The sequence below is a fragment of the Devosia lacusdianchii genome (genome assembly GCF_022429625.1).
Lineage (GTDB): Bacteria > Pseudomonadota > Alphaproteobacteria > Rhizobiales > Devosiaceae > Devosia > Devosia lacusdianchii.
The window spans coordinates 1,121,714-1,140,490 of record NZ_CP092483.1; the positions used below are offsets into that span (position 1 = coordinate 1,121,714).

General features: G+C 63.6%; 20 protein-coding genes. 8 read left to right on the top strand and 12 right to left on the bottom strand.

The window, feature by feature from the left end; genetic code table 11:
• Complete coding sequence (locus MF606_RS05470; protein ID WP_240232795.1) at positions 1-1,155, bottom strand: precorrin-3B synthase; 1,155 nt, start codon at positions 1,153-1,155, stop codon at positions 1-3.
• A gap of 54 nt (positions 1,156-1,209) precedes the next feature.
• On the bottom strand, positions 1,210-1,938 hold the full coding sequence (cobF, locus tag MF606_RS05475) for a precorrin-6A synthase (deacetylating) (protein ID WP_240232796.1): 729 nt from the start codon (positions 1,936-1,938) through the stop codon (positions 1,210-1,212).
• Between the two features lie 92 nt (positions 1,939-2,030).
• Here cobF and MF606_RS05480 point away from each other — a divergent pair, with 92 nt between their 5' ends.
• The 3 genes from MF606_RS05480 (at position 2,031) to MF606_RS05490 (ending at position 3,870) form a co-directional block, all read left to right on the top strand.
• Entirely contained in the window at positions 2,031-2,372 is a 342-nt protein-coding gene (locus MF606_RS05480) for an ArsR/SmtB family transcription factor (protein ID WP_240232797.1), read from the top strand.
• Between the two features lie 11 nt (positions 2,373-2,383).
• A complete protein-coding gene (locus MF606_RS05485) occupies positions 2,384-2,887 on the top strand; it encodes an SRPBCC domain-containing protein (protein WP_240232798.1) in 504 nt (167 codons plus the stop codon).
• Between the two features lie 125 nt (positions 2,888-3,012).
• On the top strand, positions 3,013-3,870 hold the full coding sequence (locus MF606_RS05490) for an alpha/beta fold hydrolase (RefSeq protein WP_240232799.1): 858 nt from the start codon (positions 3,013-3,015) through the stop codon (positions 3,868-3,870).
• Between the two features lie 45 nt (positions 3,871-3,915).
• Here the strand turns inward: MF606_RS05490 and MF606_RS05495 are convergent, their stop codons facing one another.
• The 3 genes from MF606_RS05495 to MF606_RS05505 are packed head-to-tail and all read right to left on the bottom strand — an operon-like array spanning position 3,916 to position 5,515.
• Positions 3,916-4,698, bottom strand: coding sequence for an alpha/beta fold hydrolase (locus MF606_RS05495; RefSeq protein WP_240232800.1), 783 nt, complete (start codon positions 4,696-4,698; stop codon positions 3,916-3,918).
• Positions 4,698-5,171, bottom strand: a complete 474-nt coding sequence (locus tag MF606_RS05500; RefSeq protein WP_240232801.1) for an SRPBCC family protein — start codon at positions 5,169-5,171, stop codon at positions 4,698-4,700. The genes MF606_RS05495 and MF606_RS05500 overlap by 1 nt, the downstream gene beginning before the upstream one ends.
• Positions 5,168-5,515 carry an ArsR/SmtB family transcription factor gene (locus MF606_RS05505; RefSeq protein ID WP_420842242.1) on the bottom strand — a complete coding sequence of 116 codons (348 nt, stop codon included), beginning with the start codon at positions 5,513-5,515 and terminating at the stop codon, positions 5,168-5,170. The genes MF606_RS05500 and MF606_RS05505 overlap by 4 nt, the downstream gene beginning before the upstream one ends.
• Positions 5,516-5,626: 111 nt before the next feature.
• Here MF606_RS05505 and copM point away from each other — a divergent pair, with 111 nt between their 5' ends.
• Positions 5,627-5,974 carry a CopM family metallochaperone gene (gene copM / locus MF606_RS05510; protein WP_240232803.1) on the top strand — a complete coding sequence of 116 codons (348 nt, stop codon included), beginning with the start codon at positions 5,627-5,629 and terminating at the stop codon, positions 5,972-5,974.
• On the opposite strand, the gene MF606_RS05515 is transcribed toward copM, so the two are convergent.
• Both MF606_RS05515 and MF606_RS05520 read right to left on the bottom strand, forming a co-directional pair.
• On the bottom strand, positions 5,975-6,322 hold the full coding sequence (locus MF606_RS05515; protein WP_240232804.1) for a gamma-glutamylcyclotransferase family protein: 348 nt from the start codon (positions 6,320-6,322) through the stop codon (positions 5,975-5,977).
• Positions 6,323-6,331: 9 nt separating this feature from the next.
• Positions 6,332-7,357, bottom strand: coding sequence for a LacI family DNA-binding transcriptional regulator (locus MF606_RS05520; protein ID WP_240232805.1), 1,026 nt, complete (start codon positions 7,355-7,357; stop codon positions 6,332-6,334).
• A 195-nt stretch (positions 7,358-7,552) separates the two neighbouring features.
• Between MF606_RS05520 and MF606_RS05525 the strand changes: the two genes are divergently transcribed.
• The 3 genes from MF606_RS05525 (at position 7,553) to MF606_RS05535 (ending at position 11,120) form a co-directional block, all read left to right on the top strand.
• Positions 7,553-9,094: a sugar ABC transporter ATP-binding protein gene (locus tag MF606_RS05525; protein ID WP_240232806.1), complete on the top strand. Its 1,542-nt coding sequence runs from the start codon at positions 7,553-7,555 to the stop codon at positions 9,092-9,094.
• A complete protein-coding gene (locus tag MF606_RS05530; protein ID WP_240232807.1) occupies positions 9,075-10,097 on the top strand; it encodes an ABC transporter permease in 1,023 nt (340 codons plus the stop codon). The genes MF606_RS05525 and MF606_RS05530 overlap by 20 nt, the downstream gene beginning before the upstream one ends.
• Positions 10,098-10,172: 75 nt before the next feature.
• Positions 10,173-11,120, top strand: a complete 948-nt coding sequence (locus MF606_RS05535) for a substrate-binding domain-containing protein (protein WP_240232808.1) — start codon at positions 10,173-10,175, stop codon at positions 11,118-11,120.
• Positions 11,121-11,326: 206 nt separating this feature from the next.
• Here MF606_RS05535 and MF606_RS05540 read toward each other — a convergent pair whose 3' ends face one another.
• Genes MF606_RS05540 through MF606_RS05550 form a run of 3 tightly spaced genes read right to left on the bottom strand, consistent with a single transcriptional unit; the run spans position 11,327 to position 14,216 of the window.
• Positions 11,327-11,527: a heavy-metal-associated domain-containing protein gene (locus MF606_RS05540; protein WP_240232809.1), complete on the bottom strand. Its 201-nt coding sequence runs from the start codon at positions 11,525-11,527 to the stop codon at positions 11,327-11,329.
• Positions 11,528-11,529: 2 nt separating this feature from the next.
• Positions 11,530-11,940: a Cu(I)-responsive transcriptional regulator gene (cueR, locus tag MF606_RS05545; protein WP_240232810.1), complete on the bottom strand. Its 411-nt coding sequence runs from the start codon at positions 11,938-11,940 to the stop codon at positions 11,530-11,532.
• On the bottom strand, positions 11,937-14,216 hold the full coding sequence (locus MF606_RS05550) for a heavy metal translocating P-type ATPase (RefSeq protein ID WP_240232811.1): 2,280 nt from the start codon (positions 14,214-14,216) through the stop codon (positions 11,937-11,939). Before MF606_RS05550 ends, cueR begins: the two co-directional genes overlap by 4 nt.
• Positions 14,217-14,383: 167 nt before the next feature.
• Here MF606_RS05550 and MF606_RS05555 point away from each other — a divergent pair, with 167 nt between their 5' ends.
• Complete coding sequence (locus tag MF606_RS05555; protein ID WP_240232812.1) at positions 14,384-15,103, top strand: Crp/Fnr family transcriptional regulator; 720 nt, start codon at positions 14,384-14,386, stop codon at positions 15,101-15,103.
• A 135-nt stretch (positions 15,104-15,238) separates the two neighbouring features.
• On the opposite strand, the gene cydC is transcribed toward MF606_RS05555, so the two are convergent.
• On the bottom strand, positions 15,239-16,891 hold the full coding sequence (gene cydC, locus MF606_RS05560; protein WP_240232813.1) for a thiol reductant ABC exporter subunit CydC: 1,653 nt from the start codon (positions 16,889-16,891) through the stop codon (positions 15,239-15,241).
• Positions 16,888-18,690, bottom strand: coding sequence for a thiol reductant ABC exporter subunit CydD (gene cydD, locus MF606_RS05565; RefSeq protein ID WP_240232814.1), 1,803 nt, complete (start codon positions 18,688-18,690; stop codon positions 16,888-16,890). Before cydD ends, cydC begins: the two co-directional genes overlap by 4 nt.
• Positions 18,691-18,777 lie beyond the last annotated feature (87 nt).

The following is an 18,777-nucleotide window of genomic DNA, read 5'->3' on the forward strand; positions in this document are numbered from 1 at the left end:
TCATCCTTGGCGGGCCGCAACGGCGGACTCAAGCTGATCCGCACGCAGCAGTGCCCGTGGCGTATCGCCCGCCCGGCCAGAGATGACAAGGCCGTAGCCGTTGGGTTCACCAACCAGCGTGATATCGGCGGCGCTGGGATGGGCACAACCCTTGGTGCAGCCGGAAACGTGGAGACTGGTCTGCGGGGCGAGATCCGGCGCGAGACTGGCGGCAATGGTCCGGGCGGGGATATGGCCGGACGCGCAGCCGTCCGAGCCGATACAAGCGCTGATGCGGGTGCGGGGATCGGCGGGATCGGTAATGAAGCCGAGGGCAGCGACGTCGGCCATGAAGGCAGGGTCAGCGCCGACGGCGAGCATGGTGTGGTGCGGCGCAAGGCGGAACTCGGTAATGCCGTGCCGGTCCGCAGCCGCGGCGAGCGCGGCGAGGCTCGCGTGATCACTGCTGCCCAAGGGCAGGGCGAAACCCGTGGCGGTGGTGTCGCGCAAGGCGAAGACGCCGATGGGCGAAGTATCTTTGGTGAGGCGCGGCGTGGTGGTGGCGCCCGGAAGGTCGGCGGCCCGCGCGTCTATGCCGATATCGGCAATCTGCCGCAGAGTTCGCAGGGTGATCATCAGCGCTTCGTTGCGCAGGATGACGTCGCTGCGCGCACCGACCGAGCAGGCCCACTGGTTGGAGCCGATCGCCGTGAGCCGGATATCGGCCTTGAGCTGCGACAGGTTCAGTCGCCCATTGCCATCGACGACAACAGTGACCTTGGGACCAAGCCGCGCAGCCAGCAGCACCGACGCGGCGCGGATGGAGGCGGCGAGGGGGCGTGGATCAGCAATCTCGGTGGGGTCGTCGCCGGCCAGCGGGGGCGTCTCGACGACAAGGCCGCGCTCGATCTTGACCAGGGAGTCGGTGGCGCGGGCGAAAGGCGCAGCACTCGCCGGCGTCAATCCGCGCACCTGAAGATTGCCGCGAGCGGTGACTTCAACAAGTCCGTTGCCGTGTTCGGCGGCAAGGGCGGCGATACGGCCGACTTGCATTGGCGTCAGCCGGCCTTGAGCGATGCGCAGGCGCGCCAGGAGGCCGTCGCCCGTCTGCATCGGCACGTCAAGCGTTGGACAGGCGCCACGACGATGGGTTGCGATGGAAAGGGCCACGGACATGGTGAGGTTCTAGCCGATTGCGCGCGCTGTTCCAACACGGAGTCATGCCGCTGTTCAGCTCCGCTTACGCAGCAAATAGGTATCCATGATCCAGCCGTGCCGCTCGCGCGCGGTCTTGCGGGTTTCGACGATCTCGTCGCGCACATCCCCCAGCCTGCCGGCAATGGTGATTTCGTCCGGGGTGCCGAGATAGGCGCCCCAGAAGATATCGAGATCGGGATCGGTGCTGGTGAAGGCGGTCTGGCCGTCGAGCATGACCACGGTGTCGTCGGCAACGGTGCCGAGACGGCGGCCGGTGGTGATATGAACGGGTTCGCCGATGCGGTTCAGCGCGATGCAATGCGCGGCAGTGAGCGCCTGGATCGAGGTGATGCCGGGGATGATCTCGACAGCGTGATCGGTCCGGAGGCGGTCGACGATGCGGATGGTGGAATCGTAGAGGCCGGGGTCGCCCCAGACGAGAAAAGCGCCCGCGCCATCACCCGGAACGCCCTCAAGCAATGCAGCGAAGCGCTCGGCCAGCGCGGCATGCCAATCATCGACGCCAGCGCCATAGTCGGGATTGGCGGTATCGCGCTTGGGCACCGTGTATTCGACACTCCGGCTCGCCGGATTGGTCACATAACGCGCGATGATGTCGCGGCGGAGGTCGGCGAGATCGGCTTTGCTTTCTCCCTTGTCGGGGATGAACAGCACGTCGGCGCGGTTGAGGGCGTTGATCGCCTGCACGGTCAAGTGCTCGGGATTGCCGGTGCCGATACCCACGATGAGGATGGTTTTCATGCGCCTTCCTTGCCCCACGCCGGGGATGTTGACAAGCCGGGCGCATCGGAGTATTCAACTAATTAGTATTATACTAAACGGTTGAATAGAAAATGACCGATGCATTGAGCACCACGCTCGCCGCTCTCGCCGATCCCACAAGAAGGGCCATCCTTGCCCGGTTGTCCCTTGGGGATGCGAGCGTCAACGAGCTGGCCGAGCCATTCGACATGACGCTGGCTGCCGTCTCCAAACACATCAAGGTGCTGGAAGGGGCGGGCCTGGTCAGCCGTGGCCGGCAAGCGCAATGGCGACCCTGCAAACTGGAGGCCGCGCCCATGCGCGAAGTGGCCTCCCTGGTCGAGTTCTATCGCAAGTTCTGGGAGCAGAACCTCGATCAACTCGACGCCTACCTCAAGAAGCTGCAGACCCCCGAAACCAAGACGAAGAACTAAGGAGACGAGCCATGAACGACCAGACTTTCCCCAATCCCTTCAAGACCGACCTGCCGGCCGATGCGCCGCTGATCATCATGTCGCGCGTGTTCGATGCACCCCTGGACCTGGTGTGGAAGGTTTGGACCGAAAAACAGCACATCGCCTATTGGTGGGGGCCATACGACGCCAACGAGGTGAAGGAGTATGACGTGCGCACCGATGGCAAATGGCGCATCGCCTCCACCATGCCCGATGGGTCAATCCTCATCTTCTATGGCACTTACCTTGCCGTCGCGCCCAAGGGCCTGATCCGCAACACCTTCGCGATCGAAGGCATGCACGAAGAAGATCCCCGCTTCTACGAGGAGCATCATTTCGATGAGCGCGATGGGAAGACCTACTATCGCTCCACCTCCAACTTCCCCGACATCGCCAGCCGCGACGCCATCGTGGAGACCGGCATGGAATGGGGCGCCAATGCCTCCATGGTCAAGGTCGACGAGATCCTGGAACGGCTCAAGGCCGGGAAGTAAGCGACCCTCCACGACTTTCCAGCACCATCCGCCTGGCCGCCGCCGGCCAGGCGCTGACGATAACTAAATGGACATGGGTTGGGCCGGTCCTGTGGCCGCCCACCCACCACCCCCGGAGACAAAATATGCTTCGCACCACTCTGGTAGCAGCGATGCTGCTCGCCACTACGCCTGCCTTTGCCCAGCCGGAACCAGCGCGCGTCGAGGTCAATGGCATGCACATGTATTACGAAGTGTCTGGCGAAGGTCCGCCCCTGATCGTGTTGCACGGCGCCTACATGAACATAGAGACTATGGGCGCCATTATCCCGGCACTGGCAGAGAGCCACACGGTCTACGCGCTTGAATTGCAGGGCCACGGACGGACGACAGATATCGATCGGCCGATCACCTACCAGAACCTGGCCGACGACGTTGCCGGCTTCATGGAAGCAGTGGGTATCGGGAAGGCCAGCGTGTTCGGCTATTCGATGGGCGCCAATGCCGGCCTGCAAATGGTCATTCGCCACCCGGAGAAGGTGGACCGCGCCGTGCTGGCGTCGGTCGCCTATGACGCAAAGGGGTGGCAGCCGGAGTTTCTGGCTTTCCTGCCGCAACTGGCGCCGGAATTTTTCGTCGGCACGCCGGTTGAGGACGAATATCGCCGCCTGGCCGCCAATCCCGAAGGTTTTCCGGCGCTGGTGGACAAGCTGATCGCGCTTGAGCACGAACCGCTGGCCTGGGAGGCTGACGTCGCTAAGATCGAAACACCGATCCTGATCGTGCAGGGCGATGCCGACACGCCGTCGCCCGAGCATGCCGTCGCCATGCTGCGACTGCTGGGTGGCGGCACCATGGGCGACATGGGAGCGCCGCTGCCAGCGTCGCGCCTTGCCATCCTGCCAGGCACCTCGCACACGGCGCTGATGAACCAGCCGGAGCTGCTCAAGGCGTTGATCGGGCCGTTTTTGCGCGGCGAGACTCCCAAGGGCATGTTCGACTAAGCCTCTGCCGACCGGCCCTGCTCAGCGGGGCCGGTCAGGCCCCGGCTAGCTGCCTGAGTGCCGTTGCAGGAAGTCCACCACGATGGCCCAGAAATGGTCGCTCATGACTGCGGCATGGTCTGCATTGGGAAGAATGGCCAATTCGCTCTTTGGCAGGCCACGATAAAGGCGCGCGGCCTGGTCAACACCACCCAGTTCGTCACGGTCGCCCATGATGATCAGGGTCGGCTCGCTGACATTGCCGAGCTGATCAAGGCTGTAGCTGGGCAGGCCATGCCAAAGCGTAGCCACCTGTGGCAGCAGCGCACGCCAATATTCAGGCTCGCCATTGCCGCGATGCGACACCCGGATAGCATCGAAAAAGCCGCCGAATGCCTGCTGCACCTGGTCCAGATCGACCTGGCCAGGTCCTGTAAAGCCCCAGCCTTTGAGGCCGTCGATATAGGCCGGGGAGGGCTCGCTCACCGTGCCGCCCAGCACATAGGCGCGAGCGAAGCCGGGGTAGCGGAGGGTGATTTCGAGCGCGATCTGGCCGCCGTCGCTGAAGCCGAAGATCAGCGGTCGCTCCGCGCCGACGGCGCGGGCGAAGGCGACCACGTCATCAGCCATCTGATCGTAAGACAGGACCCCCGTGGGGTTGTTGGTTTCGCCATGACCGCGGGAATCGGGCGCCAGCACGCGGAAGTGACCGGCCAGCAGCGGCGTCACAGATCCCCAGCTCATTGCCTGTGTGGCGAGGCCACCATGCAGCAGAATGACCGGCGAACCGTGGCCGGTTTCTGCGTAGCTGACGGTAAGATCGCCGGCCTTGACGGATTTCGTCGCCATCAATTTGCCCCTTCGCGCACCAGATAGAGACCCAACTGGTCGAGGAGAATGGCGGTGCCCTGCTTGCGAATGTCGTTGCCGTCACTGAAGCCGTCGAGATAAGCGCCCATCTCGGTCAGCTTGAGCACGGTGTGATCGCCATCCGCGATCAACTCGAAGCTCGAGACCGATACCGATATACGCACGTCGTCGAGCATCATGTCGTAGGAATAGATGATGCGTTCGTTGGGCACGATGTCCTGATAGATCGCCTTGAAGGCATGGACCTGGCCGCCCGGCGGGCCGCCGACGCTGGTCTCGATGCCGCCAACGCGAAAATCCATGCTGTGGTCATCCTTGCCCCAGCTTTCGGGTGGGTAGAACCACTTGGCTTTGGTCACGGGATCGGAAAGGGCCTTGAAGACGCGGGCCGGCGTGGCCGGATAGCGACGTTCAAGGGTGAAGGTCGCGTGGGTCACGGTGCGGGTGGTCACGTCCTGGTCTCCGGTTCGTCTGCGGTTTCGGCGAGGAACTCGCCCAATCGGTCCAGCCGCTTCACCCACATGGTGCGACGCTCATTGAGCCATTGCTCGGCAAGGCTGAGCGCTTCCGGCTGCATCTGCACGGTGCGGACGCGGCCGACTTTCTGCGAGCTGACCAGGCCGGAATGCTCCAGCGCCTGCAGGTGCTGCACCACGGCGGGCAGCGACATGTCGAAGGGCTTTGCCAGTTCGCTGACCGAAGCCGGGCCGCGGCTGAGGCGATCGATCATGGCGCGCCGGGTCGGATCGGCAAGCGCCTGGAACATCAAGTCAAGATTCGGTTGTTGATTAAGCATAGGCTTAAGTAACAAAACAGGGATGCTCGTGTCAACCACGCCTTGCGGGCTTGACCTTCCCATTGGGGAATCCGGCAAGGCAGATGTCACCACCAATCAAGAGGAACTGTCATGAAGTCTCTGCTGCTCGCTACCGCCATCTTCGGCCTGGTCTCTCCGGCCTTCGCCCAGGACCATTCTGGCCACGGCGCGATGACGGCTGATAGCCCAGCCAGTGCGGCTTACCAGGCCGCAAACACGGCCATGCACGAGAATATGGCCGTGGAGTTCACCGGTGATGCCGACGTGGATTTCATCCGCGGCATGATTCCGCATCATCAGGGCGCCGTCGATATGGCCAAGATCGTGCTACAATATGGCACCGATCCCGAGGTCAAGGCGCTGGCCGAGGCCGTCATCAAGGCGCAGGAAGACGAGATCGCCTGGATGAACGAATGGCTGGCCAAGAAGGGCCAGTAATCAGGCCTTGATATAGACCCAGGCGTCCTTGCCGGATTTCAGCCGGACCATGACGCGCTTGTAGTCGGAGACTTCGTAAGCGTCGGCAGCGGCCAATTCGGTCTGGGTAACGGCGAATACCTGGCCGGCAACCTCGTCACTGGGGTTGCCGGTCGCGACCACGATCGGATGGAAATTGCTGCCACTCTTGCGGATGACGTCCGGGTCGGTGATCTCGATCAGCGACTGACCATAGCCGGGCATGGCATCGACGCTGCCATCGAGCAGGCGGCCGAACGATGCCGTCTGCACCTCGGCCAGTTGCAGCGTGCCATAGGAAAACAGCAGTTCGGTACGTGCTTCAGTCATTATGGCTCCTTAGTCGCGGCCGACCCGGCTCACCGAGTTGCGGACAATCAGTTCGGCCCGTAACAGGACTTCGTTCTGCCGTGGCGGCTTGCCCTGGAGCAAGGCCACCAGCAGATCCATGGCTTCCTCGCCGATCTTGAGACGGGGCTGCTTCATCGTGGTCAGCGATGGCGTGACGAAGCTGGCGAAGGAGATGTCGTCGAACCCCATGACCGAGAACTCGCGCGGCAGATCGTATTTCCGCGCATTGAGCGAGATGATGACGCCCAGCGCCGTGGCATCGTTGACGCAGAAGAAGGCCGTGGGCAGCACGTCGCGAACGAACATGTGCTCGGTCGCGGCGCGGCCGCTTTCGGTGGTACCGTCGCCATCGAGGATGAGGCGCGGGTCAATGGGCAGCCCGCTGCCGGCAAGCGCGGCGCGATAGCCCTGTTCGCGCAGGATGTTGACGGCCTTGCTGGTCGAATGGCCAATGAACGCAATGCGGCGATGGCCCTGAGAGATCAGGTATTCGGTCGCTACACGCGCGCCTTCGAAATTATCGACGCCGACAAACGGCACGTCGCTATTGCTGACCGGCTCATTGACCGCGACCATCGGCGGCAGGCGTGACTCGCCGCCCTCACTGCCAAAGCCATAGGGCAGGTGGCCAGTGAACAGGATCAGGCCGTCGGCCTGGTTCGAGCTGATAAAGCGCAGATAGTCGGTCTCGCGCGCCGCGTCGTTCTGGGTATTGCCGATCAGCACGCCATAGCCGCGCTTGCTGGCCTCGGTCTCGAGCCCGACCAGGATGTTGGAAAAGTTCGGGTCGCCCACATCAGGCGCCAGAATCAGGATCATGTTGGAGCGGCGCATGCGCAGGGAGCGAGCCATGGCATTGGTGGTGTAGCCGGTGCGGGCGATGGCCTCGGTCACGCGGCGACGGGTTTCGTCGGCGACCTTGGTCGGCTCGTTGATCGCCCGGCTGACCGTAGCGATGGACACGCCGGCAATCGCCGCAACGTCTTCGATCGTGGCCAGTTTCTGGTGCTGCAACCTAAGCCCCGCCCATACTGGCGCCTGCGTTCGCTGCCTTTAGCAGATGCCGCAAATGACGCCAGACACTCCCGATACGGTTATACCGTTTTCCGATTGTGTAAACCTTTACATCATTCATGAAAACCTTTACATCACTCGATCATGGACGAAGAGCCGGGGTGAACCCGCCGCGTTCGAGGGAGGGGCACCAGCATGATCAGCGCCGAAGGCACGCCAAAGTCTGCCATTCTGTCCGCGCACCGGATCAGCAAGTCCTTTGGCGAAATCCCGGTGCTGTTCAGCGTCGATTTCGACATCAATGCCGGGGAAGTGCACGCCATCATCGGCGAGAACGGCGCCGGAAAATCCACCCTCATCAAGATCCTCTCGGGTATCGAGCAGCCGACGTCCGGCTCGATTAGCTACGACGGCAAGACAGTGACACTGCCGCCCAATGGCGAAGCCGAGGCTATGGGCATCGTGCTTATCCATCAGGAACTCAACCTGGCCGAGCACCTGACGGTGGCGGACTCGATCTTCCTCGGCCGCGAAATCAAGAAATTCGGTTTCCTCGATCTTGGCGAAATGCGTCGCCGCGCTGCCGCCGTGCTGGAAACGCTGCATGTGCATGTCGACCCCGACGCGCGCATCAATACGCTGTCGGTCGCCGACAAGCAGATGGTGGAAATCGCCAAGGCCATCAGCCGCGACGCGCGTGTGCTGATCATGGATGAGCCGACAGCCGTGCTGTCGGTGGGCGAAACGCAGACGCTGTTCGAGCAAATCCGCCGCCTCACCGCGCGTGGCGTGGCAGTGATCTTCATTTCGCACAAGCTCGACGAGATCATGGAGCTGGCGCAGCGCGTCACCGTGCTGCGCGACGGCCAGTTGATCGCCACTGTCGGCACCGAGGCGCTGACGCCGGACTCCATCGCCCAGATGATGGTGGGTCGCGAGCTTTCCAATCTCTATCCGCCCAAGCATGAGCCCGATGTCGACGCACCGATTGTGCTGTCGGTGCGTGGCCTCCAGGCGCCGGGCGTCAAGGACATCTCCTTCGACCTGCGCAAGGGCGAAATCCTGGGCTTTGCCGGTCTGATCGGCTCAGGCCGCACGGCGGTTGCCGAGGCCGTGGTCGGTCTGAACCACCGCACGGCCGGTGATGTGACGGTGAACGGCGTGGCCGAGAACTTCACCGAGGTCGCCAAATCGGTCGATGCCGGGCTGGCCTATATGACCAAGGACCGCAAGGGCCGGGGCCTGCTGCTCAATGTCGGCCTGCAACCGAACCTGACGCTGCTGACGCTGAAGAAGCACCTCAAGAACGGCTTCCTCGACGGCAAGAGCGAGGCCAAGGCTCTGGAACGCGCGGTGCGCCGTTTCGATATCCGGGCGCGCGATGCGTCGGTGCGGGTGGGCCAGCTTTCAGGCGGCAACCAGCAGAAGTTGATGCTGGGCAAGACCATGGAAAGCGAGCCGGACATCATCATCATGGATGAGCCGACACGTGGCATCGATGTCGGCACCAAGCAGCAAATCTATCACATCATCGCGGCTTTGGCCGCGGAGGGTAAGTCAATCATCGTCATCTCCAGCGAGATGCAGGAGGTGATCGGGCTAAGCCATCGCGTGCTGGTGATGCGCGAGGGCCGGCTGGCCGGGACGCTGGAAGGCGCCGAAATCGTTGAGGCAGAAATCATGCGGTACGCCGCTGGCATCAAGCAGGGTGGGGAAGATGAGCGTCGCAGCGCATGAGACAGGAAAGCCGAGCAAGGGCTTTCGCATTGATCTGAAGACGGCCGGCCCGCTGGTGGCGCTGATCGTGCTTTGCATATTGGGCTATCTGCTCAACCCTGCCTTCCTCAACGAAGGCAACATCACCAATATCCTGACCCGTTCGGCCTTTATCGGCATCATCGCGGTCGGTGCGACTTTCGTCATCACCGCCGGCGGCATCGACCTGTCGGTTGGCTCTATGGCGGCCTTCATCGCCGGCGTGATGATCATCATCATGAACTCGGCGGTCGACACGTTCGGCGTCTCGATCTGGACGGTGGTGCTGGGCTGTGGCTCCTCGCTGATCCTGGGGATCGGCGCCGGTTTCATCAACGGCTTCCTCAACACCAAGGCCAAGATCGAGGCCTTCATCGTGACCTTGGGCACGATGGGCATCTATCGCTCGCTGGTGACCTATTTCGCCGATGGCGGCACGCTGTCGCTCAACAATGGCGCGCGCGATATCTATCGCCCGGTCTATTACGAGAGCTTCCTGCGCATCCCGATCCCGGTCTGGGTCTTCATCGCCGTGGCCATTATCGGCTGGGTGCTGATGAATCGCACCGCCTTTGGCCGCTATTGCATGGCCATCGGCAGCAATGAGCACGTGGCGCGCTATTCGGCGATCAAGGTCGATCGGGTCAAGACCGCGACCTATATCTTGCAGGGCCTCTGCGTCTCGCTGGCCACCATCATCTATGTGCCGCGTCTTGGCTCGGCTTCGTCGGCGACCGGCGTGCTGTGGGAGCTCGAGGCGATCGCGGCCGTGATTATCGGCGGCACCATGCTCAAGGGCGGCTTCGGACGCATTGGCGGCACAGTCATCGGCGCGCTGATCCTGACCTCGATCGGCAACATTCTCAATCTCACCGAGATCATCTCCAACTACCTCAACGGGGCAGTGCAGGGCGTGATCATCGTCGCGGCAGTTTACCTCCAGCGCGGCTCGCTTCGCACTGGCCGGAAGAAGTCTGCCGAATAATTCCACGTCCCCTCAACGGGCGGGATCATCGGCGCCAGTTTTCGGCGTCAAACATTGGTAGGGAGGACTTTAGTTATGTCTTTGAAGGCAATCGCACTGGGCCTGTTGGCCACCAGCGCACTGGCCGGGGCAGCCGTGGCGCAGGATACGATCAAGATCGGCGTCTCCATTCCGGCAGCAACCCATGGCTTTATGGGCGGTCTCAACTGGCATGCCGCCGAAGCGGAAAAGCGCCTCGAAGCCGCTAATCCCAATATCGACCTGATCATCGTCACGGCCGACGGCCCTGCCGACCAGGCCAGCGATCTGGAAGACCTCGTTTCAGTCCACCAGATCCAGGCCCTCGTCGTGCTGCCGTTCGAATCCGAGCCGCTGACCGAGCCGGTCCGCGCCGTCGCCGATACCGGTGCCTTCATCACCGTGGTCGATCGCGGCCTGACCGACCCGTCCATCCAGGACGTCTATGTTTCGGGTAACAACACCGAAATGGGTGTGAACTCGGCCGAGTACATGAAGACCCGCCTGGGCGAGGGCGACAATATCGTCATCCTGCGCGGCATTCCGACCGTGCTCGACACCGAGCGCTTCGACGCTTTCATGGGCGCGATGGAAGGTACGGGCATTAACGTGCTCGACAACAAGTTCGCCAACTGGAACCGCGATGACGGCTTCGAGGTGATGCAGGACTTCCTGGCTCGCTTCCCCGACATCGATGGCGTCTGGGCTCAGGACGACGACATCACCCTGGGCGTGGTCGAGGCCATCAAGCAGGCTGGCCGCGAGAGCGAAATGTTCGTGGTTGGCGGCGCCGGCATGAAGGAAATCGTCAAGGGCGTGATGGATGGTGATCCGCTGGTTCCAGTCGACGTGCTCTATCCGCCGGCACAGATCGCCACCGCCATGGACGTGACGGTCAACCACTTCATCTCCAACGGTCCGGTCACCGGCAGCTACATCCTGGGCTCGCCGCTGATCACCCAGGAAAATGCCGAGCAGTTCTACTTCCCCGACAGCCCGTTCTGATCTGGGTGGATGAAAATGCGAAGGGCGCCAGGTGGGCGCCCTTTGTTTTGGTCGATGTCGACGATGCGGCCCAAACCTGGATCGTCACCCTCGGCCTGACCCGAGGGCTCCGTACTTAGTGGCCGTTCAGCAAGCGAAGACCCCTCGGGTCAAGCCCGAGGTGGCGGGCGGTGGTTGTGACTAACGCCCCTCACGGTCTGCCGCTGTTAGGCCGCTTCAGGCGTATACCCCGCCTCGCGAATGGCTTCCTCGCCCTTGGCCCGATCGCCGGTGAAGCTCACCTTGTGGGTGGCGACGTCCACCGAAATCTCGGCATCCGGCAGGGCTTCTTGCAATGCCCTGCGAACAGTACCGGCGCAGTGGCCGCAGGTCATATCGTTGACGGTGAAAACAGTCTTTTCGCTCATAATCAATGTCCTTTCGAAATGGGGTGCTCGCCGGCAAGGTCGTCGAGGATGGGGCAATCGGGGCGATTATCGCCGCCACAGCAATGGGCAAGGTGCTTGAGGGTTTTGACCATGCCCTGCAGCTCGGCGATCTTGGTTTCGAGCGCCGCGATGTGGCTGGTCGCCACATCCTTGACCTCGCCGCTGGCCCGCGTCTTGTCCTGCCAGAGGCCAAGCAGGGTGGAGGTTTCCTCGACCGAGAAGCCCAGGGTGCGGGCGCGTTTGACGAAGCGCAGCACATGCACCTCGTCAGCGCCGTAGACGCGGTAATTGCTGCCCGTGCGCAGCGGCGCGCGGATGAGGCCGATGGACTCGTAGTAGCGGATCATCTTGGCCGAGACGCCGGAGGCGTTGGATGCCTGTCCGATATTCATATGGAGACTCCTTTGACGGCGCGCAGGCGTTGCGCATTGCCCACGACGAAGACCGAGCTGAGCGCCATGGCGCCAGCGCCGATCATGGGCGAAAGCAGGATGCCGAAACCGGGATAGAGCACGCCGGCGGCGACGGGGATCAGCAACACGTTGTAACCGAAGGCCCAGAACAGGTTTTCCCAGATGTTCTTCATGGTAGCGCGGCTGACCGTAAGGGCATTGAGCACACCCTTGAGATCGCCACCGAGCAGCACAACGTCGGCGCTTTCGATGGCGGCATCGGTGCCGGTGCCGACGGCGATGCCGACATCGGCTTCGGCCAGGGCAGGGGCATCGTTGATGCCGTCGCCGACATAGGCGACCTTGCCAAACGAACGCAGCGATTTGAGCGCGGCGACCTTGTCGGCGGGCAGTACCTCGGCGCGGACTTCGTCAATGCCGAGCTGGCGCGCAATGGCGGCAGCCGTGCGGCGGTCATCGCCGGAGATCATTGCTGTCTTGAGGCCGAGCTCATGCAGCGCCTTGATCACGGCGCGGCTGGATGGCTTGATCGTGTCGGCGACCACGATCGCGGCGGCAATCTTGTCGTCGATCGCGGCAATAACCGGGGTCTTGCCTTCGTCGGCCAGCTTCTCGATCGCCGGGGTAAAGTCGGAGAAATCGAGATGGCTGAAGTGCCGCATGGAGCCGATCGCGACCAGCCGGCCATCGACGCGGGCGCGGACGCCATTGCCGGTGATCGACTCGAAGTCGGTGACAGTGCCCAGCTTCAGGCCCTGCTGTTCGGCAGCCGCGACGATGGCCTCGCCAATCGGATGCTCGGATTTGGCCTCGACCGCCGCGACCAGCGCCAGCACCTCGTCATGCTCGAAATCATCATCGAGAATGATATCGGTGAGAACGGGCTTGCCGTGGGTCAGCGTGCCGGTCTTGTCGAAGGCGACGACGGCGACGTCACGCAGCTGCTGCAGGGCCTCGCTCTTGCGGAACAGCACGCCAAGTTCAGCCGCGCGGCCGGTACCGACCATGATCGAGGTCGGCGTGGCCAGGCCCATGGCACACGGGCAGGCGATGATCATGACGGCGACGGCATTGACCAGGCCGAAGACATAAGCGGGCGTCGGGCCCCAGATGGTCCAGACGGCGAACGTGGCGATGGCCAGGACGATGACCGCCGGCACGAACCAGGCGGTGATCTTGTCGACCACGCCCTGGATCGGCAGCTTGCCGCCCTGGGCTTCCTCGACCATGCGGATGATCTGGGCCAGCATCGTGTCGCCGCCGACCTTGGTGGCACGGAAGCTGAAGCTGCCCGACGTATTGAGGGTGCCGCCAATAACTTCGGCGCCGATGGTCTTCGATACCGGCAGGGGCTCGCCCGAGATCATCGACTCGTTGATATGGCTTGAACCCTCGACGATCTCACCATCGACGGCGATCTTCTCACCGGGACGGACGACAATGATGTCGCCGGCCTTGACCTGCTCGATCGAAACTTCTTCGATCGTGCCATTGCGTTGCACCCGCGCGGTCTTGGCCTGCTCACGCACCAGGCGCTGGATGGCCTCGCCAGTGCGGCCCTTGGCGATGGCCTCAAGCCAGCGGCCAACCAGGATCAGCGTCACAATGACGGCGGCGGCTTCGTAATAGACGTATTGCGTCTGTGCCGGCAGCACCTGCGGGGCGAAAGTCACCACCACCGAATAAAGGTATGCCGCACCTGCGCCCAGGGCGACAAGCGAGTTCATCTCGGGCGCGCCGCGCAAGAGGGTGGGAATGCCGATCTTGAAGAACCGCCAGCCTGGGCCAAACAGCACGATGCTGGCGACGACGAAATAGGCGACATAAAGCGTCTGCTGCGGCACCAGGCTCAGCAGCCACATATGCATTGGCATATAAAGATGGCTGCCCATTTCGAGCACGAAGACTGGCAGCGTCAGCAGACCCGCAATCAGCGTGTCGCGACGCAGGATCGCGGCATCTTCTTCATGATGTTGGTGGCCGCTGTGCTGACCGTGGTGTTCCGGCGTCTTGCTGCCCTTGTAGCCAACCTTTTCGATGGCCTGATAGAGCGCATGCTCGTGCGCGGAATGCTGCGAATGATCGAGCTGCACTGTGGCGCGCTCGGTGGTCAAGTTGACCGAAGCCGACTGCACGCCCGGAACCTTCAATAGGGCCTTCTCGACACGCGACACGCAGGAGGCACAGGTCATGCCTTCAATGTCGATGGAGATCGGCTTGGCGTTATCGGGCTTGGAGTGGACGTGTTCATTCATTTCTATCACCTCGTCCACAAGCATATAGACCTTCCAGTAATGGGAAGGTCAAGGGGCGATTGAAACTTGATCGAAAGCGGTCTGCGGCAGGTTGGCACAGCGACAGTTGCGCAGCTTAAAGGCCTGACGCTGTAGGCCTATATCGAGGGCGTCAGGAGGCGCCAGCCATGCAGCCCGTCCGCAACGACATTCACAATTCCGACCTTCCCATCCTCTGCCAGAGCTGCGAGTCCCGACACCAGGGCATTTGCGGGGCATTGTCGCCCGAGCAGCTTTCCGCGCTATCGCGACACACGCGGCGCATGCATTACCAGGCTGGCGACGAATTGATAGCCGACGCCATGCCGATCACCAGCTACGGTAGCGTGCTACGCGGCGTGGTGAAGCTCTCCAAGGTGCTCGAAGACGGTCGGCAGCAGGTTGTCGGTCTGCAGTTCGCACCGGATCTCTTGGGTCGGCTGTTTGCCAGCGAGAGCCGGGTGACGGCCGAGGCGGCCTCGGATGTCGATCTTTGCGTAGTGCCGAAATCGGCCATGGAAGCGCTGGTGCGGGAAACCCCGGCGCTGGAACACCGCATCATGCTGCAGACCCTCCGCGAACTCGACGAAGCGCGCGACTGGATGGTCACCTTGGGCCGCAAGACGGCGCAGGAGAAGGTGGCAAGCTTCCTCTATCTCATCGCCAGCCATATAGATCCGACGCAGGGCGAAGTGGCCACGTTCGATCTGCCGCTGAGCCGCGCCGATATCGGGGACTTTCTCGGACTCACCATCGAGACGGTGAGTCGGCAGATGAGCAAGCTCAAGGCCGACGGCGTGATCGAGATTGAGAACTATCGGCATGTCTCGGTGCCCGATATCGCGCGGCTCAGGGTGCGGTGCGGGTGACTTCCCTTCTCCCCTTGCGGGAGAAGGTGGCGCGCAGCGCCGGATGAGGGGTCTGCGATGGTTGAGAGAACCCCTTACCCGCCCGTCGGGCACCCTCTCCCACAAGGCGAGAGGGGTGACGACTGAGAGACCAAGCTAACCCAACGTTCCATTCCGCATCGTCAGCACCCGATCGACGCTGCCCGTCGGAATGGCCGCATGGGTGACCAGGATCACCGTGCGCCCCTTGGCGGCCGTCCGCAGCGTTTCGAAGAATGCCACCTCCGCCGCCCGGTCAAGGCTGGCCGTCGGCTCGTCCAGCAATAGGACGCGGGCCGGCGATAGCAGCGTGCGGGCGAGGCACATGCGGCGTAGCTGCCCAACCGAGACCGTGCGTCCGCCTTCGCCAACCAGCGTGTCGAGCCCCTTGGGTAGGGCGCGAACGAAGTCCTCGACGCCGGCGGCACTGAGCGCTGCCCACAACGCATCGTCATCGCCATCGGGACGCGCGATCAGCAGGTTGGCGCGGATGGTGTCGTTGAACAGCGGGCTATCCTGCCCGAGCAGGGCCATGCCCGCATGCAGGTCGGCAAGGCGCAAGGCGTCGAGCGGGGTCCCGCCAAGGGTGATTGTCCCGGCCCGTGGTTCGGCGAGCCGTAGGAGCAGAGCGAGAAGACTCGATTTGCCGGCGCCGCTGGGGCCGGTCATGGCGACATGCTCGCCCGCTTCAACGCTAAGCGTGATGCCGTCGAGCACCAGCGGACCGTTGTCATAGCCGAACGCAACATCGCTCAGTTCGATCGTCGCCGCGACCGGCATCGGGGCAGGGTCCGACGGATCGGCGATGGCGACGGGCGCCTTCGCGATAGCGGACAGCCGCTCGGCGGCGGCCATGGCAGTAGTGAGCTTGCCAATACTGCGGACAATGGCGCCTGTGGCCTCGAAGCTGCCGGCAATGGCCAGCAACAGCCCCGCCAACACCGGACCATCGACCTGTCCGCTCGAAAAGGTCAAAAGGCCCAGCCATAGCGCGCCCGCCAAGGCAACCGCGGCGAGGGCCTGGACGGCAAAACCCGCGATCGACGTCAAGGTTGCGAGCCGCCCGCGCGCGTTGGCCAGGAGTGTGATGGTGGCTTGGAAATCCGCCTGGACCGTTTCAGTAACCCCGAAGACGGTAATATCGGCATGTCCCTCAATGCCGTCGAGAACGGCCGCGCGGGCATCGGAAGCACGCGCGACGACATCGGTTCCGGCGCTTCGGCTGGCGAAGATGAGGCCGGTTGGAACGATCAAAACGGCCGCGGCAAAGCACAGGCCATAGAGCAGTGCCACACTGGGCAGCAGCCAAGCGAGGACGCCGGTCAGGGCCGTTCCGACGATCAGCGCCGCAGCGATAGGGCCGATGGCGACGAGGAAGGCTGTGTCGAGCGCATCGACATCGGCAGTGAGCCGGCCGACGAGATCGCCATGCCGCAGGCCGCGGTCCCGCAGCGGCAGGCGGGGAAACAATTGGCCGAACAGCCAGCCGCGAATATCGGCGAGGAGACGCAGGGTGGCGTCGTGACCGGCAAGACGTTCGCCATAGCGCGCGAGGATACGGATGAAGGAGAAGGCCCGTACAAGCGAGGAGGGTACGAAGAGATTGAAGGCGAGGCCAGCGGTGGTGAGCGCGGCGGCGGTGATGAACCAGCCCGAGGTGCCCAACAGCGCGACACCGGCGAGCAGGACGACCAGCGAGAGCACGAGGGCCAGAAGCAGGCCTCGGCCCTGGTGTACGAAGAGGTTGCGGAAGGCGAGAAGGGACCTCATGCGACGGTCCGCCCTTTGTGTGCCGGCAGCGGCATGGAAAGAATGGTCTCACCCGCGATGCGCCAGGCCTTATCCATGCGCGTCGCCACGGCGAGGGAGTGGGTGGCGATAACGAGCGTCCGGCCCTGGGCGTAGCGCACGAGGTCGTCGAGCACCTGTTGCTCCAGCGCAGCGTCGAGATGTGCAGTAGGCTCGTCGAGCAGGATCAACCCGGCATCGCGCAAATAGATGCGGGCGAGAGCGATGCGCTGCGCCTGGCCACCCGATAGGCCCAGGCCACCCTCGCCGAGCAACGTATTGAGACCGTCGGGCAGCGCATCGGCAAAAGCGGCGACATGGGCCAATTCAGCGGCGCGGCGGATTTCGGCGGTTGTCGCACTGGGGCGGGCGAGGGCGATGTTCTTGGCCATGCTGGCGGCGAAGATGCGGGGCTTTTGGCCCAGCATGGTGACGCGGCCCCGCAAGTCGGCCTCGCTCCAGTCGAGGAGGGGACGGTCATCGAGATCGATGGACCCTTCGCCGGTCCGCAGCCGGGCCAGGGCCTCGAGCAGCGTCGACTTGCCGGCGCCGCTCGGCCCGAGGATGGCGACATGCTCGCCCGCCGCGACGATGAGATTGGCGTTCGACAGGATGACGCGCGATCGGTCGGGCGTGCGCAGGGTGAGATTGGTCAGGGCGAGGGGGAGGGCTCCTTCACCTCGTCCTTTGGGGGAGAGGTCGATCCTCTTGGGCCGGGCGAGGGGGCCCGCCCCGAGCGCAACGTCCAGCATAGCCCCCCTCACCCGGTCTTCGGCCAACCTCTCCCCCAAAGGGAGAGGTGAGGAGAGCTGCGCCTCGATCTCCCCGATCGCGGCCTTGGCGGCGGCGCGGTCGTGATAATGCGCCGCCAGCAGGCGCAGGGGATTGTAGACCTCGGGCGCCATCAGCAGCAGGAACAGGCCCAATTGCAGGCTGAGCGGGGTGGAGCGGAGATGCAGGAATTCGATGAAAGTGAGGCCGACATAGAGGGCGACGCCGGCCACGCCCAGCGCGGCGAAGAATTCCAGAACGGCCGAGGACAGGAAGGCGATGCGCAGGACGCGGAGGGTGCGCCGGCGCAACTCGTCGCTTGCTGCAACGATGCCTGACGTCTCGGCCTCGGCTTGGCCGAACAGCTTGAGCGTCAGCAGGCCCCGCAGCCGGTCGGAGAACCGGCCGGTGAGCAGCGACAACGCCCGGGCCTGTTTGCGGGTGGCAATTTGGGCGCCCCAGCCGGCCAGGGCCATGAAGAGTGGGATCAAGGGGGCAGTGATGAGGAACAGCAGCCCAGCAAGCCAATCGAGCGGCAGGATGATCGCTCCGAAGGCCAAGGGTAGCACCGTCGCCTGGATCATCGCGGGCAGGTAGCGGGCGAAGAAGCCATCCAGCGCTTCCACCTGATCGATGATCGCGGCGGAGACGGCCCCGGATTGCGGCTGCTCGGCAGCGCGCGGTGAGCGCGCCAGCAGATTGGCGAACAGCGCTGTACGGACTTGTCGCTTGATGGTTTCGGCGGCCGAGGTGCCAGCGCGGTCGCCCAATGCGGAGAGCGCCGCGCGGGCCAGCAGTAGAGCCAGGATGAGAATGATGCCGGGAGCGAGGACATTGACGCCTTCGCCGCCCTCGATCGCGCGGCCGAGGACATCGGCCAGCGTCCATGCCTGCCAGACGAGTAGGCCCCCGCCCATCAGCGGCAAGATGATCGCGGCGGAAAGCCACGGGCCACCGAGACGGCGGAGGCCGGAGAGGGTTTTGCCGTTTTGCCGGTCGGTGTCTGTCACTGCACGCCCCGAACGCTCTGCGTGTGTGGCCTACCCCCACCCTTGATCCCTCCCCACAAGGGGGAGGGAGACGATGGAGCCGACAGG

Coding starts and splice junctions, on each gene's coding strand:
- MF606_RS05495 (WP_240232800.1), bottom strand. CDS start 4,698: ATGGCGACGAAATCCGTCAAGGCCGGCGATCTTACCGTCAGCTACGCA.
- copM (WP_240232803.1), top strand. CDS start 5,627: ATGAAGTCTCTGCTGCTCGCTACCGCCATCTTCGGCCTGGTCTCTCCG.
- MF606_RS05515 (WP_240232804.1), bottom strand. CDS start 6,322: ATGACTGAAGCACGTACCGAACTGCTGTTTTCCTATGGCACGCTGCAA.
- MF606_RS05555 (WP_240232812.1), top strand. CDS start 14,384: ATGCAGCCCGTCCGCAACGACATTCACAATTCCGACCTTCCCATCCTC.
- MF606_RS05485 (WP_240232798.1), top strand. CDS start 2,384: ATGAACGACCAGACTTTCCCCAATCCCTTCAAGACCGACCTGCCGGCC.
- MF606_RS05505 (WP_420842242.1), bottom strand. CDS start 5,515: ATGCTTAATCAACAACCGAATCTTGACTTGATGTTCCAGGCGCTTGCC.
- cobF (WP_240232796.1), bottom strand. CDS start 1,938: ATGAAAACCATCCTCATCGTGGGTATCGGCACCGGCAATCCCGAGCAC.
- cydC (WP_240232813.1), bottom strand. CDS start 16,891: ATGAGGTCCCTTCTCGCCTTCCGCAACCTCTTCGTACACCAGGGCCGA.
- MF606_RS05535 (WP_240232808.1), top strand. CDS start 10,173: ATGTCTTTGAAGGCAATCGCACTGGGCCTGTTGGCCACCAGCGCACTG.
- MF606_RS05490 (WP_240232799.1), top strand. CDS start 3,013: ATGCTTCGCACCACTCTGGTAGCAGCGATGCTGCTCGCCACTACGCCT.
- MF606_RS05470 (WP_240232795.1), bottom strand. CDS start 1,155: ATGTCCGTGGCCCTTTCCATCGCAACCCATCGTCGTGGCGCCTGTCCA.
- MF606_RS05550 (WP_240232811.1), bottom strand. CDS start 14,216: ATGAATGAACACGTCCACTCCAAGCCCGATAACGCCAAGCCGATCTCC.
- cueR (WP_240232810.1), bottom strand. CDS start 11,940: ATGAATATCGGACAGGCATCCAACGCCTCCGGCGTCTCGGCCAAGATG.
- MF606_RS05525 (WP_240232806.1), top strand. CDS start 7,553: ATGATCAGCGCCGAAGGCACGCCAAAGTCTGCCATTCTGTCCGCGCAC.
- MF606_RS05540 (WP_240232809.1), bottom strand. CDS start 11,527: ATGAGCGAAAAGACTGTTTTCACCGTCAACGATATGACCTGCGGCCAC.
- MF606_RS05530 (WP_240232807.1), top strand. CDS start 9,075: ATGAGCGTCGCAGCGCATGAGACAGGAAAGCCGAGCAAGGGCTTTCGC.
- MF606_RS05480 (WP_240232797.1), top strand. CDS start 2,031: ATGACCGATGCATTGAGCACCACGCTCGCCGCTCTCGCCGATCCCACA.